Origin of the sequence: Methylotuvimicrobium sp., assembly GCF_050611805.1 — a bacterium.
Lineage (GTDB): Bacteria > Pseudomonadota > Gammaproteobacteria > Methylococcales > Methylomonadaceae > Methylotuvimicrobium.
Genome location: NZ_JBNGHF010000024.1, coordinates 53,743 through 68,206, shown reverse-complemented (window position 1 = coordinate 68,206; position 14,464 = coordinate 53,743). Strand labels below are relative to the sequence as shown.

Sequence of the window (14,464 nt, the reverse complement as noted above, 5' to 3'; positions counted from 1 at the left end):
GGGCACGGCTTTGGTACGCGCAGCGTACCCTACAATTTATGTATAACGATGAGCGGAGGACCATGGGAACCAGAAAACGTTTTGACCGTATATCAAGCGCAGACTGTAAACTAATGCTCTTGAGGGTTACTATAGCCTTTTTTATCGGAGGCTCTGTATAAAATATTTGCATCATTGGGCTATTAAATACGAACTTTGGAACGATTAAATAATGAACGAAACCGAACAAGCTAAAAAGGTAAGACGCTTAACGGCAATCATTTATATCCTGTTAATGCTTTTTTTAGTGATAGGAACCCTCTATTCCGAACAACGCAAGGAACAAGCGCGCGAGGCACAAAAGCTTGCCGAACAAGGCATTATCGGTCAGCCGATCAAAGGGGAATAATTCGCATCAGAACCATTAATACAGGAAGCGACTCATGTTCATCAATAGCTTGCCGACTCTATTTACCTTTACCGATTTCATCAGTCCGATCGAAACCGTCCTCATTCTGATCTCGCTGTTGTTACTCGTTCATTTTTCCACGCGAGAAGCGCTTTACGATAGGGCATGGCCGGCGGCGCCCACGCCTTACCAAGCCTTATTAAACATCTGGTTGGGACAGGCGCCGTTATGGAAGGCATTTTGGCCTTTTTTTATTTTCGTGAACGGCGTTTTTCTTTATATCGATTACCGAATCATGAACGTCACGTTTACGATCGCCAGTTGGAAAACGGTACATGGCATGCTCTTCATTCCGGTGATTTGGTGGATCGTATCGGTCTGGCGGTGTGCGAAATATACCCGCTACCGGTTCGCCAGCACCTTGGCGAAAACATTGACACTGTATTTTTTATTCGACTGTTTTTTGCGCTTCGTCATTAGCGCTTATTATCCGAATAGTTTTTTCGATTGCCGTTTGTTGGTCATGGAATATGGCGATTGCTTTTGAGTAAGGGGTGTGTAGAATCGAATACTCCAACCATTAAGCGGAGGACATGTTATGAGCTGTTGCGACGACCCTACCGAAATACACAAAGTCGATCCACGGGAGCTAGTCCGCGAACAACAACATTACGGCAATCTGGTTCGCGATTTATTCACCGACGATCCCGAAAAAGTCCTACTCAAACTACTAAACGAAAGCAATGCTTATCTCAGGGAACTGGCCGCATTAAGAGCCCATTACCCGTCGGTTCGAATGCGAGCGATCGAATTGTTGGATAAAAACAGTCAAGCCGTACTCGAACAATTGATCGAACAAGAACCGGGTTCGTCATTCGGAGTCGCCGCAAAACAGCGCATAGAACAGTTAATTAACGAAACAGGCCTATTCGGCAAATTGTTCAAGTCCTAATCGACCCAAGCACAATTAAAATAACAACACGAGGCGGAATCATGAAATCACTAGCACTGATCGGAACACTTGTCTTAATGACAGCTGCAACCAACTGTTGGGCTTACGGTAGCAGCAGTAGCACCAAATCCTGCGATAAGCCACGCTTCAGCGACTTCAATCCGGCCGAAAAATCGGAAGTTCCCGCGCAATCGGCCTTTTCGTTTAGCGCATCCGGCGTTAGCGATCCGAATAGCATTAAAGTGACCGTAAAAAAACAACCTGTCGAACTTATCATCAACGAAAAAGGCATTGGTTATGAAGTTTCGGGTAATTTGCCTGAAAACTTAAGCGACACCTATGCCAGAATCGCCATCAGCGCCGACGGCCGCAACCGCTGCAAAGGTACGGGCGGCTGGCTAATTAAGATTACTGACTGATCGATCATTCTTAAAAACTCGAAATCAGCCTGCGAAGAGCTTGATGTTCTATCCATTAGCAGTAGGGTACGCGCCGCGTACCCAATTCATATATAACGATGAGCACAGAGTGCATGGTAACCATTTGGGGACTTTCGGCACTTTAACCATTACGGCCTAGATAGCTTTTATTGATCCCCAACCGAACCGACTTCGATCGCGATCAGGGGGAATGCTCCTACAGAGCGTCTGTCGCCCCTGTGGGAGCGACGCCTTCGTCGCGATTTCGAAGCCGGGTATGTTAGGTGGCAATAATTAGTATCGAAGTCACATTTGCTAAACCTCTGAGTGTACGCATGCGTACCAAGGCGGCACTATCGAGGACGGCAATCCCTGCCGAGTTAACGATTTGTGTAGATACTTGTGTTTTAACAACCAGGAAAATTTGAATCTAGGTCGGTCAAATCACCGTCAAGTCGCGCGATTTTCGATTGATTTTCCGTAATCGGCGCTGGGCCGGCCTAAATGATAGCCTTGGGCTAAATCGATGCCGAGTTCCTTGAGCATCTGCAGGGTCGCCGCATCCTCGACAAATTCGGCCAACACCGTTTTGTGCATGCCTTTCGCGATACCGACCATCGCTTTGACAAAAACCTGGTTCTCTCTGTTATTCGGCAAATCGCGAATAAACATGCCGTCGATTTTTAAAATATCGACTTCGAGATATTTTAAGTAAGCAAAGGTGGAAAAGCCGCTGCCGAAATCGTCCAGGCAGACCGTGCAACCCGCTTGGCGAATGCCTTCGATAAAGCGCTGCGCATCGCGGATATCCGAAACCGCAGCGGTTTCGGTCAACTCGATGATCAAGCGGTTCGCGTCGACTCGGTTTTCTTCCAAGCAAGCGCGGATAAATTGCGGCAATTCGGGGTCGTCGAACGAGCGTCCCGAAATATTAACCGCCAAGGACGGTAAAGTTGAATTTTCGCTTAATAAGGCAATACTGCTCCGTAAAACCCAACGGTCGATTTCCAGTATCTGCCCGCTATTTTCGGCGATTGGGATAAATTGGCCGGGCATGACTAATTGCTCGGGATGCTGCGAATCGCGCATGCGAACCAGTACTTCGAAATGACTGAGTTGACCGCTCTCGACTCGATAGATGCCTTGAAAATGCAGTTCCAACAAATCTTGTCGTAAAGCTTGTTCGATGCGTTGACGCCAGGACATTCTTTCCATTGCCGCGCCGGAGTCGTCCCGCTTAGGATCGTAAACCGCCCATGTGTTTTTTCCGTTGGCTTTGGCCTGATACATCGCGGTATCGGCATGAGCCACTAATTCCTCGACCGTTTCTCCGTGTTCCGAAAAAAAAGCCAACCCGACACTGGTCGTAAGACGAATATTGGTGCCCCGAAACCGGAACGGAATCGACGCGACGGCTTGATTAATCCGATTCGGCAACACCGAAATGTCGTTTTGCGGATGTAGATAGCTCAATATCGCAAACTCGTCGCCGCCCAAACGCGCGAATATCTCAATCTCGCGTAAAACCACCGAAATTTCGCCGGCAATCCGCACCAACACGGTGTCGCCGGCTCGATGACCGAAGTTATCGTTAATGTATTTGAATTCATCCAAATCGAAATAAATCAACGCGAATTTATCGTGATTGCGGCGCGCCATCGCAATCATCTGATCAAGCTGTTCTTGAAAACGGTGTCGATTGTAAAGTCCGGTTAACGCATCGTGCTCGGCTAAATAAAGCAATTGCTGAGCGGTTTGCCGCTCGTGGGTAATGTCTTCATAAATCCACAAGCGGCCTAAAATTCGCCCCTCGGTATCGGTCACCGGATAAGAAACTTGGGTCAGAATGCGACCGTCATAGAGATCCATTTCGAAACGTTCGCTGATTTCATGCGTATCCAGGACTTTCAACACGTATTTGGAAGCATGATCGGGCCGCGCGAACCGGTGCGTCGAATTTTCCAATACGAATTGAGTCGATTGTCCAACCGGGTCCAAATCGTCTTCTATGGCCCACATTCTGCGAAAGGCAAGATTAACGTATTCGATGGCGCCGGCCTTGTCTTCGAATAAAATGCCGATACTCATCGCCGATAACAATGCCGCCATCCGGCCTTGTTCGGCTTCGGCAACGATGCGTAACTCCCTTTGTTTTTGTTCGGCGCGGCTCAAATCTTCGAAGGATTGTTGAAGGGCCAATTCGGCTTGTTTCAATTGGGTAATGTCTTGCACGGTACCGACGGCGCCAATCATTTTTCGTTGCCGATCGAATTCCAATTCGGCTCGTTCGCGTAACCATTTGACCTTGCCGTCTATCAATGCTCGGTGCTCTATATTGTATTCGGCACCGGATAAAGCCGCGTGCCAAGCTTGATCGACAAACGCTCGATCGTCCTCGTGCACGCGCTCCAAGAACTCTTCATAGGTCAACGGCATGCCCGGCGGCACGCTAAATATCCGATAAGTCTCGGGCGACCATTCCAAGCCGTTATCGGCCTGATTTAAATACCAACTGCCGATATGGGCAACACTTTGGGCACGATTCAAGTTTTCTTGACTTTGCCGAAGCGATTCTTCGATACTTCGCCGTTCCTCAACTTCCTGTTGCAATTTTTCATTGGCACGCTCTAATTGTATGGTGCGAGCAGTAACTGTAGTTTCCAAGCGGGCATTTAAGTCGGCCAATTGCGCCGATGCTTGAAACTCCCTACGATGTTTTTCGACATTAACTCGATACAGCATAATGCCGGTCGCCAGCGCCAAGGCCAAAGCGCACAAGGTGCGAAATGCTTCGATAGGAATTCCAGTTGTCGCCAAAAATATTCGGGCGTCGACAAGGCTTTGTGTTGCAAACCAAGGGGCGTTAACGACCAATCCGGTAAAGAAACTATAAAAAGCCAGACTATAGCCGGCCAACAGCATTGCAAAGTTGAGTTTGAGCGTACTTAAATACGGTCGGTTGCGGTATTCGTAAACCAAAAACGCGATACCGGCCGAAGCCGCGCCGGGAAATCCGAGCAAATAGCGAATGCCGCTATCGAATGTAGCGGCGTAATTTTGCGATAGGGCCGCCGTTATTCCTGCAATGAGTAGGGAAGCAACGGGTAATAAACGGATGTATTTTAATCGACGTCGGTTGTTTTCCGAATTACATGTTAGCACCAGCCAAAAGCGTCGGGAGAATTCGAACAAAGCATAAAAGGAAGCGAAGCTCAATAAGTTTCCGACCAAGGAATTTTTTTCATTTAAGGAACCATCAATTAGCTCCCAGGCACATTGAAGCTCGCTAATGCCATGCAAGATTCCGAAGCGAGCCAGCCAAACCAGTATTGTCGAAAAAGGCAGCACCGAATTATCCTTGGGCTGCAAATAAATCGCCGCGGCCAGGAATAAAAAAGCCATTCCGTAAACCAGATAGATTTCCGTCATATGCGCCTGAATGACCGGCGATAAGGTATTCATAAACGAGCTCCTAATTGTTATTTTTATTTTTCGGCTTCGTGTGTTTTTCTATAAACCTAACGTTCATGAAGACCTGGCCATCTCCCCGGCAAATGAAAGTTCTCTGGTAGTGGAGGGTGCGGTCACTCGCCCGACAGGACGCCGTGAACCCAGCACCTAAATTAGCCATGATATTAAACATAGCCAATGGGCTATGGAATTTAGGTGCTGGATTTAGGTGCTGAGTGAATACGTCCACGTGGGCTCGACGGCGGCTTTCCCTGCCGCCGATGCCTGTCGATCGAGCAACCACACCCTCCTCGGTACCGGCATTTGTACAGCAGTCTTTTGCATATCGAAAAATTAGATAAGGAATGCAAAACTGCGAACTTTCACAGTAAAAGAGCGCTTAGAATTTGCTGTAGACCGTTCGTGCCAAGCCTAGTCTCTAAAACTATAGCATCGACAAGGCATCAGGCAACTTCGATGGTTTATTTAACGATGCGATAACACGGCTTATAAGTTTTGCCGGGTAGTTTCATGCGTTGTTGATTGACAAACGCGCTCAACAATTCGTCTACCGGCCCCATGATTTCGGCATCGCCTTTAATCTCGAAATGGCCGTGCTGTTCTATCGCTCTAATTCCGTCGTCTTTAACGTTGCCGGCGACTATACCTGAAAAAACCCGGCGCAGATTCGCGGCTAACAGATGGCTTTCCTGATCTTTATGCAATTTTAAGGCGGCCATGTTTTCGTGGGTCGGATTGAAGGGTTGTTGAAACTCGGGGCTGATTTTTAAGCCCCAGTTAAAATAATAAGCGTCTTCGCGCTGCTGGCGAAATTCGCGTACCCGCTGCATACCCTCTTTCATATCTCGAGCGACCCTGGCCGGATCGTCGATGATGATTTTGTAACGTTGTTGCGCGGCCAGCCCTAAGGTCTCGCCGATAAAACGGTTGATTTGCTTGAAATATTCCTCGGTGTGTGCCGGCCCGGTGAAGATTAGCGGAAACGGAATGTCCTTGTTGTCAGGGTGCAGCAAAATACCCAATAAGTATAATATTTCCTCGGCTGTGCCGACTCCGCCCGGGAATACGACGATACCGTGACCGGCCCTGACGAAGGCTTCGAGCCGTTTTTCGATATCCGGCATGATCACCAAATCGTTAACGATCGGATTCGGCGCTTCGGCGGCGATGATGCCGGGCTCGGTAATACCGATATAATGCCCGGTACCGATACGCTGCTTGGCATGACCAATGGTTGCGCCCTTCATCGGCCCTTTCATCGCGCCGGGACCGCAGCCGGTGCAAATATCCAGGCCACGCAAGCCCATTTGATAACCGGCCACTTTCGAATAATCGTATTCATCGCGCGAAATCGAATGACCGCCCCAGCAAACCACCAATTGCGGCAGCTTACCGGCTTTCAAGATATTGGCATTGCGCAGTATATGAAAAACCGAATTGGTCACGCCTTCGGAGCTTTGCAGATCGAATTTCGGGTTATCGTTGATCTCGTCGCTGACATAAATAATGTCGCGTAAAACGGCAAACAAATGTTCTTTGATACCTTTGATCATGTGGCCGTCGACGAATGCGGTGGCCGGTGCGCCTTTGACTTCGAGCTTGATGCCGCGCTCTTCTTGAATAACGCGTATTTCAAAGGATTTATAACGTTCGAGCAGTTCCTTGCCGTCATCCATATAATTGCCGCAATTCAACACCGCGAGCGAGCAATTGTGCAGTAAGCGGTAAAGCCCGCCTTGACTGGTATCAAGTAACTTGTTGACTTCGGTCTTGGACAAAACGGCTAAGTGGCCGGCCGGAGAGATTCTTGCGTCTACGACATCGTGTTTCATATTTTCCTTAGGATGTGTTGCGGTGTTCTTAAAATATAGTCCATAGGCTATGGAATTTAGGTGCTGGATTCACGGCGTCCTTTGGCGGGCACCCCGGAGCCACCATACGCTAATGCCGAAGTTTGAATGGCAATAGGTATACCAAAAATCAGAGGCGGCGCGATTTTACTGAATCAATCACCGTTATGCTTATTTTCGCAGCTTATTTCTTGTTCAGATATTTCGTTTTCAACTGGTGTCTGCCCGGCGTTAAGCGTGCGTAGTTCTTTTAAAATGGATCGCAAAATACGCGTTTGCCGGTCTTGCTTCGCCTTGATCCCAAACACGGCAAACGGCAGTAGTGTCCATAGCATAACCAGCAGAATTAGCACAACCAATCCGGCTATATGCAAATGAGGTAATAAATCGGTCATTATTTAAATTGGTTTAGTCGTCAGGAATTGTTTATCGTACATTGATTCTACTCCCTTTATACTCAAATAATGGCTAACTTTATGAAGGTGTGGGGTGTGGCTAGCGAGGATGTCGGCAGCAGGGATCGCTGCCGTCAAGCCACCATGGAGGGGGCACGGCGGTCCTCGATAGACACATCCCATACCTTTTATTCTTAGACGGTTTTTAGATCAAAAGGGAGTATGGTTAATCGGTTAAATCCGGCATTTTTAATTCGCATCATTCATGTTTATCAAGGCCTCGATCAATAAACGCAATTTATTTTGAATGATACGGGTATTTTGCGGCCCCATTCTGAGCATTTGTTTTTGAACGGGACTAAGCGCCTCCAGATCCTTATCGGCAAATTGATACAATACCGACGGTTTCACCAGTGCAATTCGCTTTTCGATCACTGGTGCCGATAAAATTTCGGCGCCTGCTTTTTTGATCAAATCTTCTAATCGATAATTGTCCGGATAACCGAATTGCGCAAAGACTTCTTGGCAAAGCGGTCTGACTTTTTGATAAAGCGCCAGAACATCATGAACGTTGGTCGAGTCGATTGCTTCTGCGAAAGCGTTATAACGCTGATAACTTTTGGACGGAAGATAAAGTCCTTGTTGGTCTTCCTCGGCAATGAACGGTTCATCCAAGTTTAGCCAACGCATGTGCTTATGAAGGCGCTGGCCTTGAGAAAAGTCGTTGATTATCAGAATAATCTTACGAATTTGCTCGTCCGATCTCAACCAGTAGGCAAGTTCAGGCGATAATGCGGTCAATTTATTGTCGATAAAGTCGTCGCTTTCTTTGAGGCTGGGTAAAGGGGTAGGCGCCGTTTCTTCTGTATCGGCTTGTTCAATATCTTTTTTTAATTCGTTATCCGAGAGTAAGTCCGGCGTCGACGTCTCATCAAGTTTTGTTGCCGAGGGAACCGGCAGCTCATAAGTTTCTAAACCCACCTCAGATTCAATCGTCTGCATTGAACGCCAATATAGCCATGCGCCCCCGGCAATAATTAATAGCAGTATTAACAAGAAAACGATCATTCCGATCGGTTTTCTTCGTTGATACAAATCATAGCGCCCCATTTTCTCCCCCTTTATTATTATGTATTTTTAAGCATTCAGTCCCCCTCATTGAAAAAGAGGGGCTAGGGGAGGTTTTTAAATAAGTCCACCCTCAATTCCCCTTTTTCAAAGGAGGAGGCCAATAATTACGCCTGAGTTGCAGTAATTTGCCAACGTGGTCTGAATACTTACCTGTATTTTCATCTCAGGAATACTTGGAATTGGCATATTTTCGTCAAACACAACTCGCAACTCCCGAATAGCAGACGTGTTTTGCGGTTAGCCTATCAAATCCCTAGTCTTTCATGGAAACGTCATCGAACGGTTAACAAGTTGTAACATTATCCCGGTAGTTTAGCCGCCATCTACCGCATTTGGGATCTATTACAATGAAACTACATTACCGTTCCATTTGGATATCCGACACGCATTTAGGCACCCGGGGCTGTAAAGCCGAATATTTGCGCGACTTTCTCGATCATACCGAATCCGATTATCTGTATTTGGTCGGCGACATCATCGATTTTTGGAAATTCAAAACCGGCGCTTATTGGCCGATGCTGCACAGCGATATTGTGCAGCGCATCATCAATAAAGCGCAAAACGGCACCCGGGTGATCTATATTCCGGGCAACCACGACGAAGTATTTCGTAAGCATGCCGGTATGCATTTCAACGGCATCGATATTCAACTGAATGCTGTCCATACCACGGAAGACGGCCGTAAATTTTTGGTTTTGCACGGCGATGAATTCGACAGCATCGTCTGTCATAACAAAAGCCTAGCCTATATCGGCGGCGAAGCCTATGAAGTCTTGTTACTGGTCAACCGCTGGTTCAATGCCGTCCGTACTCGATTGGGCTATAAATATTGGTCTTTATCCGCGTTTTTAAAACACAAAGTTAAAAACGTGGTCAGCTTTATGACCAATTATCAGCACATTTTGAGCCTTGAGGCGCAAAAACGCAAAGTGGACGGCATTATTTGCGGCCATATTCATCATGCCGATATCGCTACGATGGAATTCGATAAAACTTATTGCAATTGCGGCGATTGGGTCGAAAGCTGCACCGCGCTAACCGAGGATGAGCACGGAACACTCACTATCGTACGCTGGCTCGAAGATAGCCATGTATTGCTCGATGATGCCGTCAACGAAGACACCGGACTTGCGCAAGCGGCATAATCGGTGCTCAAAAAAACCATTCTCTGTCGGTCGGCGGCACTATCTTTGTCGCCGGACTCATCCTTTTTCCGTTGCCGGTTCCGCTTGGTCTGCCGACCATGGTCATCGGCTTGTCGATCATGCTCAAGGCGTCGAACCAAATCAAACGCACCGTTATCAGACTCTTCAAGAAAAACCGCCATAGCTCACACGTCTGGCGCAAGGTTCGCGCTTTACGCCGCAAGGTTCGTTAATGCCATCTCAGTTCGGCTTGCTGTCATCAAATCTTAAACAAATCTTCATCTAATTGTCACAGAGCAGCCTTAAGCTTCGCTCTGAAATTAAGGAGCAAAACATAAATGGAAAATCGATGATTTTCACCGCCTTACGCTGTCGCGGTCGACGCGTATGGCACCTAACGAGGGCAAGACTATGAAACTGATTTATTCGATCCACAAATGCGACGTGTTCATGTTTACCTGGCTGAATAACGTAAGCATCCACACGCATCTGGTTCGTCTATGCCGTTATATTTCGAAAACCGGCGACGGCATACTTTATGTGTTAGCAGCCGCTTGGCTGTATTGGGAAAGCGGTACCGAATCGCCGCTGTTTAAAGCCATGGCCCTAGCGTTTCTCATCGAACGTCCGATTTATTTTGTTCTCAAAAATAGTTTTAAACGTAATCGTCCGCAAGCGGCGCTGGAAAATTTTCGTAGTGCCATTATCCCTTCGGATCGGTTCAGCTTTCCCTCCGGACACACTTCCGCAGCCTTCATGATGGCGACCTTAGTTGGTTTTTTCATACCGGTCTTATTGATTCCGCTTTATCTATGGGCGGCATCGGTCGCTTTCTCACGCGTGGTACTGGGCGTGCATTTCCCGACCGATACCTTGATGGGGGCCGCAATAGGCGTCGGCACGGCAATTTTCAGCTTGGATTACTTATTATCACTATGAAGATATTTTATGGAGTACAGGGCACCGGTAACGGACACATTACCCGTGCCAGAGTCATGGCGAAAGAACTTTACGCCCAGGGTTTCGATGTCACATTTCAATTCAGCGGCCGTCCCGCCGACAAATATTTCGACATGGACGTGTTCAACGGATATCAGCTTAAAGAAGGACTGACCTTCAACACCGAAAAAGGCCAAGTCAATTACCTCAAAACCGCATTACAGGCCCGGCCGATTCGTTTCTTACGAGATATCAATACGCTGGATCTAAAGGGTTACGATTTGGTCATCAGCGACTTCGAGCCGGTGACGGCCTGGGCCGCCAAAAGGCAAAAAATACCGGTACTCGGTATCGGCCATCAGTATGCGTTTAACCATAAAATTCCTAAAACCGGCTCGGATCCGATCGCCGACCAAGTGATGAAATATTTCGCTCCAGCCGACCAAGGCATCGGCTTGCATTGGCACCATTTCGGCCAACCGATCCTGCCGCCGATCATCGAAACGCCGGAATTTCCGAAGTCGATCGTCAACAATAAAATCATCGTCTATTTGCCGTTCGAGGATCAAAACGAAGTCATCAAGTACTTGTGCCCGTTCGAAAATTTCGAATTTCATATTTATGCGCCGCAACCGGTCGAATCGAGATATCCTCATATTCTGTGCAAGCCGCTATCGCGTGACGGATTTCAAAGAGACTTATACGACAGCGCCGGCATCATCAGTAATGCCGGTTTCGAGCTGGCCAGCGAATCGCTGCAACTAGGCAAAAAAATTCTCGCCAAACCACTGCACGCGCAAATGGAGCAAATCTCTAACGCCGCCGCGCTCGAACAACTCGGCTATGGTCATACGATGTTCGATATGGATGTCGCCGTCATCGAAAATTGGCTGCACAATCCGCATGCAGTACATATCACCTACCCGAATGTCGCCAAAATTATCGTGCAATGGATCAAAGACGGAATGCCGCAAATGGACATGAAATTTACCGAAGCGGTATGGGATAGCGTTAACGTATTGCAAACCAAGCTCATTAATACAAGATAAAAGCAAAACGCACTTTAGTCCTGTAATCGAACGTTTTGACCAAAACACAATAGAACACAATAGGGTCAGGTTCAATTAATAATTCAACCTGACCCCTTTTTTGGCGCATGTGAAATCAGTCTTCCTCGGACCAAACACTGAAGTAGATGGCGAAACGGCGAGCCAGGTGCTTTGGTTTCTCCGCAAACAACCTACGCCCCAGCGGCTTACTTTCGCGCTCGATCTGCGCGGTCCTCTCCTCGACAAGCTTGATGAAGTTCGTAAGAACTTCTTCCTTTTCAGAGGATGCGGGATCATTCAGGACCCATGCACGTAAAATACAAAGATCATGGTGATTGCCTAGCAATTCACCTAACTTCTCCGCCTCATCCCGCCGTGCTCGCACGACGGTAGGCCAGGTGTCACGCAGGAGGCGCATGTGATACCAGTGGTACTTCACTCGCTTGCGCCACTCGTGAAAAGTATCAGGTGTAGGATTGTCGCAGGCTGCATCCATGGCAGCGCATGCCCGGGAGTACGTTCTACGCATACCCTCGAGTGCTGCCCCATAGCCATCGCTTTCGATACTCAAAGTTGCCACACGCTTGTGACCTACCACCATAGCGGACTCAAAATCTTGCAGAAGCTTATCGATCCGGCCCGTATCCTCCATCAGCGTGTTCTTACGCGTCTCCAGCCGCAGGCGGATAGGCCGTATGATCTCTCTATCAACTTGGGCATCGAAATGCTCAGCGAGCGCGCCGCAGGTTTCAATCATTGCCTCCGTGTCGCGTACATCCGAGATACGGCGGGCAACATCGCGGTACCAAGCGTTCTCCTTGGAGTAAGCCTCGCCGAGAGCGCCCCGAATAAGTCGCAACGCCGCGCGTATCTTCTTACAGCGCTTGCGCACTTGATGAATCGTATCAGCCCGATCCAGGTTCGTATCTGCCACTTCGCCGAGCGATTTTTCGATCTGTTCGGATATGACGCGGCGGATACCGTCCTGAACCGATTCGCCGGTTCTCAAACGATATGACATACTTGAAAATCTCCAACTTGGCTATATGACATCGACGTGCAGGCTTAGATGAAGCCCAATGCCTCATGCCTCACATCACTGGCGGTAAAAAGCAGAGCGAAAAATGAGTGGCACTTTTTACTATCCAACTGCATGTGATTGTTAGCTTGTTTCTTCTATTAAATAACCCGGCTTCTTGGTTTGATCAATAAATTTTTCAATATTTCTTTTGCCCCATTGGTTTGAAATAGCATACCTGGTTGAATCCAAGAATTCTAAAACTTTATCATCCCCAAGAAAATGCCGATATACTCCTCATCAAATGTAAATTTCCTTTGCTTCCTGTTCAGGTACAAAGGGAAAAAGGAAAGGCGGATGTCAAATGTAAGGCTTGATAATCATCGAGCCTGTCTCCGCGAACGTTTTGATTTGCTCAGGTCCTGGTCGAACTAAAAAGGGGTCAGGTTTAATTATTAATTAAACCTGACCCCTTTTTCAGACCCCTTTTTCAGGCAAACCTGCGTAAGACATGGCTTACAGAGATATTGGCATGTAAGCGAAAAATATTAGTTGAGTAAATAAGTAGGTAATTACTACAATAATCTCTACAATTACTGTAGCATGAAGATTCGCGTGAGTTTTTAGCGATTCTCGATTTTGGGGTCGTTAACAAAAGGTTTTGGCGCGACAATGCCTTTTATCAGGAAAATATTATGAAAAAAATGATTACTTTATTGGCCACGTTAATACTAGTGTGTTTCTCACAAATGGGGTATTCCGCAGGCGGTCCAATGAACGAAGACTTGACACCTCTCATCCCGATGGCGCAAAAAGCGGTAGACGCCGGTAAGCAAGGTGACGTAGATACTTTCATCAAAGAGGCAACTGAAACGTATAATGCGACTGAAACCCATCCCATGTCCGCAAGTCGGCAACGGGTTCTTACTAGAATGAGAAAATCACTGAAGCGTGCAAATTCCGGTAAGCTTGATGAAGCCGTTAAACTGGTTGAAGATGCGATGGCGCATATGGGAAAAAGTGATGGTCCAAGTTTCGGCGGTGGGTCATAATTAAATCAGATACAAAAGATATAGCACGATAAGATGTTCTAATAACGAAGCTCATCAATCGAGCTTCGAGTCAAGTAGGTTCTTTCAAAGTCTTTTGACAAATCGGCGCACTGCTGGAGTATCTTAAAACGCGTGTGCTGGAAAATGACCAAAAAAGGGTCAAGGTCAAAGAAACATGCGCTGGTTAAGTCTCACGGGCGGATTGAAAAATCTGTCCTGACTGGTGGACTTAGCTAGCGCATGCCGGAGGACAGGCACATTCAACTGCCGACTCCACGCGGTCTGTGTGCACAACCACATAACTATCGAAATCCACCCGCAAGATCCCATTCATCCTAAAAACGGCAGTTAGTCCACGAAAATCACGAGAGACATGTGAGAAATCAATATGTTATGTTGATTTAGCCATTCACCCTTTGGGTGACGATCTGCAATCGAGTATCTCTTTGAATATTTTCGTGCTTTTTGTGTCGCCTAGAGGCGCCTACTTTTGGTTTTCGTGGATCAAATGATTTTACCAGGTTCATTTGCCAGTTCATGTCTTGCCCAACCGGCAATACTTCTGGTCGGTTCGGGCGCTGCTTCCTGTCTGTGGAATGAATATATGTACGGTACAGCTCATCCCTTTGACTTCGCTGCAATTATTCAGTCTCCC

At 47.4% G+C, this 14,464-nt stretch carries 14 protein-coding genes; 8 read left to right on the top strand and 6 right to left on the bottom strand.

Annotation, left to right across the window (positions count from 1 at the left end):
* Positions 1 to 211 precede the first annotated feature (211 nt).
* The 4 genes from ACRJJO_RS13055 to ACRJJO_RS13040 are packed head-to-tail and all read left to right on the top strand — an operon-like array spanning position 212 to position 1,759.
* Positions 212 to 388: a hypothetical protein gene (locus ACRJJO_RS13055; protein ID WP_431066159.1), complete on the top strand. Its 177-nt coding sequence runs from the start codon at positions 212 to 214 to the stop codon at positions 386 to 388.
* Positions 389 to 422: 34 nt separating this feature from the next.
* Positions 423 to 935, top strand: a complete 513-nt coding sequence (locus ACRJJO_RS13050; protein WP_431066158.1) for a hypothetical protein — start codon at positions 423 to 425, stop codon at positions 933 to 935.
* 51 nt (positions 936 to 986) lie between these two features.
* The gene (locus ACRJJO_RS13045; RefSeq protein WP_431066157.1) at positions 987 to 1,340 is read left to right on the top strand and encodes a hypothetical protein; all 354 of its coding nucleotides are present in this window, start codon (positions 987 to 989) and stop codon (positions 1,338 to 1,340) included.
* Positions 1,341 to 1,381: 41 nt separating this feature from the next.
* Entirely contained in the window at positions 1,382 to 1,759 is a 378-nt protein-coding gene (locus ACRJJO_RS13040) for a hypothetical protein (RefSeq protein ID WP_431066156.1), read from the top strand.
* A 450-nt stretch (positions 1,760 to 2,209) separates the two neighbouring features.
* Here the strand turns inward: ACRJJO_RS13040 and ACRJJO_RS13035 are convergent, their stop codons facing one another.
* The 4 genes from ACRJJO_RS13035 to ACRJJO_RS13020 form a co-directional block, all read right to left on the bottom strand.
* Positions 2,210 to 5,221, bottom strand: a complete 3,012-nt coding sequence (locus ACRJJO_RS13035) for an EAL domain-containing protein (protein ID WP_431066155.1) — start codon at positions 5,219 to 5,221, stop codon at positions 2,210 to 2,212.
* Between the two features lie 470 nt (positions 5,222 to 5,691).
* The gene (ppnN, locus tag ACRJJO_RS13030) at positions 5,692 to 7,062 is read right to left on the bottom strand and encodes a nucleotide 5'-monophosphate nucleosidase PpnN (protein WP_431066154.1); all 1,371 of its coding nucleotides are present in this window, start codon (positions 7,060 to 7,062) and stop codon (positions 5,692 to 5,694) included.
* 173 nt (positions 7,063 to 7,235) lie between these two features.
* Complete coding sequence (locus tag ACRJJO_RS13025) at positions 7,236 to 7,475, bottom strand: hypothetical protein (RefSeq protein WP_431066153.1); 240 nt, start codon at positions 7,473 to 7,475, stop codon at positions 7,236 to 7,238.
* Positions 7,476 to 7,724: 249 nt separating this feature from the next.
* Positions 7,725 to 8,585 carry a DUF3014 domain-containing protein gene (locus ACRJJO_RS13020; protein WP_431066152.1) on the bottom strand — a complete coding sequence of 287 codons (861 nt, stop codon included), beginning with the start codon at positions 8,583 to 8,585 and terminating at the stop codon, positions 7,725 to 7,727.
* Positions 8,586 to 8,953: 368 nt separating this feature from the next.
* On the opposite strand from ACRJJO_RS13020, the gene ACRJJO_RS13015 reads away from it, so the two are divergent.
* Positions 8,954 to 9,751: a UDP-2,3-diacylglucosamine diphosphatase gene (locus ACRJJO_RS13015; protein WP_431066151.1), complete on the top strand. Its 798-nt coding sequence runs from the start codon at positions 8,954 to 8,956 to the stop codon at positions 9,749 to 9,751.
* A gap of 7 nt (positions 9,752 to 9,758) precedes the next feature.
* On the opposite strand, the gene ACRJJO_RS13010 is transcribed toward ACRJJO_RS13015, so the two are convergent.
* On the bottom strand, positions 9,759 to 9,920 hold the full coding sequence (locus ACRJJO_RS13010; RefSeq protein ID WP_431066150.1) for a hypothetical protein: 162 nt from the start codon (positions 9,918 to 9,920) through the stop codon (positions 9,759 to 9,761).
* 242 nt (positions 9,921 to 10,162) lie between these two features.
* Here ACRJJO_RS13010 and ACRJJO_RS13005 point away from each other — a divergent pair, with 242 nt between their 5' ends.
* Together ACRJJO_RS13005 and ACRJJO_RS13000 are read left to right on the top strand one after the other, a co-directional pair.
* On the top strand, positions 10,163 to 10,690 hold the full coding sequence (locus ACRJJO_RS13005) for a phosphatase PAP2 family protein (protein WP_431066149.1): 528 nt from the start codon (positions 10,163 to 10,165) through the stop codon (positions 10,688 to 10,690).
* Positions 10,687 to 11,739, top strand: a complete 1,053-nt coding sequence (locus ACRJJO_RS13000; RefSeq protein WP_431066148.1) for an MJ1255/VC2487 family glycosyltransferase — start codon at positions 10,687 to 10,689, stop codon at positions 11,737 to 11,739. The genes ACRJJO_RS13005 and ACRJJO_RS13000 overlap by 4 nt, the downstream gene beginning before the upstream one ends.
* A gap of 115 nt (positions 11,740 to 11,854) precedes the next feature.
* On the opposite strand, the gene ACRJJO_RS12995 is transcribed toward ACRJJO_RS13000, so the two are convergent.
* The gene (locus ACRJJO_RS12995) at positions 11,855 to 12,760 is read right to left on the bottom strand and encodes a CHAD domain-containing protein (protein ID WP_431066147.1); all 906 of its coding nucleotides are present in this window, start codon (positions 12,758 to 12,760) and stop codon (positions 11,855 to 11,857) included.
* A 692-nt stretch (positions 12,761 to 13,452) separates the two neighbouring features.
* Here ACRJJO_RS12995 and smbP point away from each other — a divergent pair.
* On the top strand, positions 13,453 to 13,809 hold the full coding sequence (gene smbP, locus ACRJJO_RS12990; protein WP_431066146.1) for a small metal-binding protein SmbP: 357 nt from the start codon (positions 13,453 to 13,455) through the stop codon (positions 13,807 to 13,809).
* Positions 13,810 to 14,464: the final 655 nt, after the last annotated feature.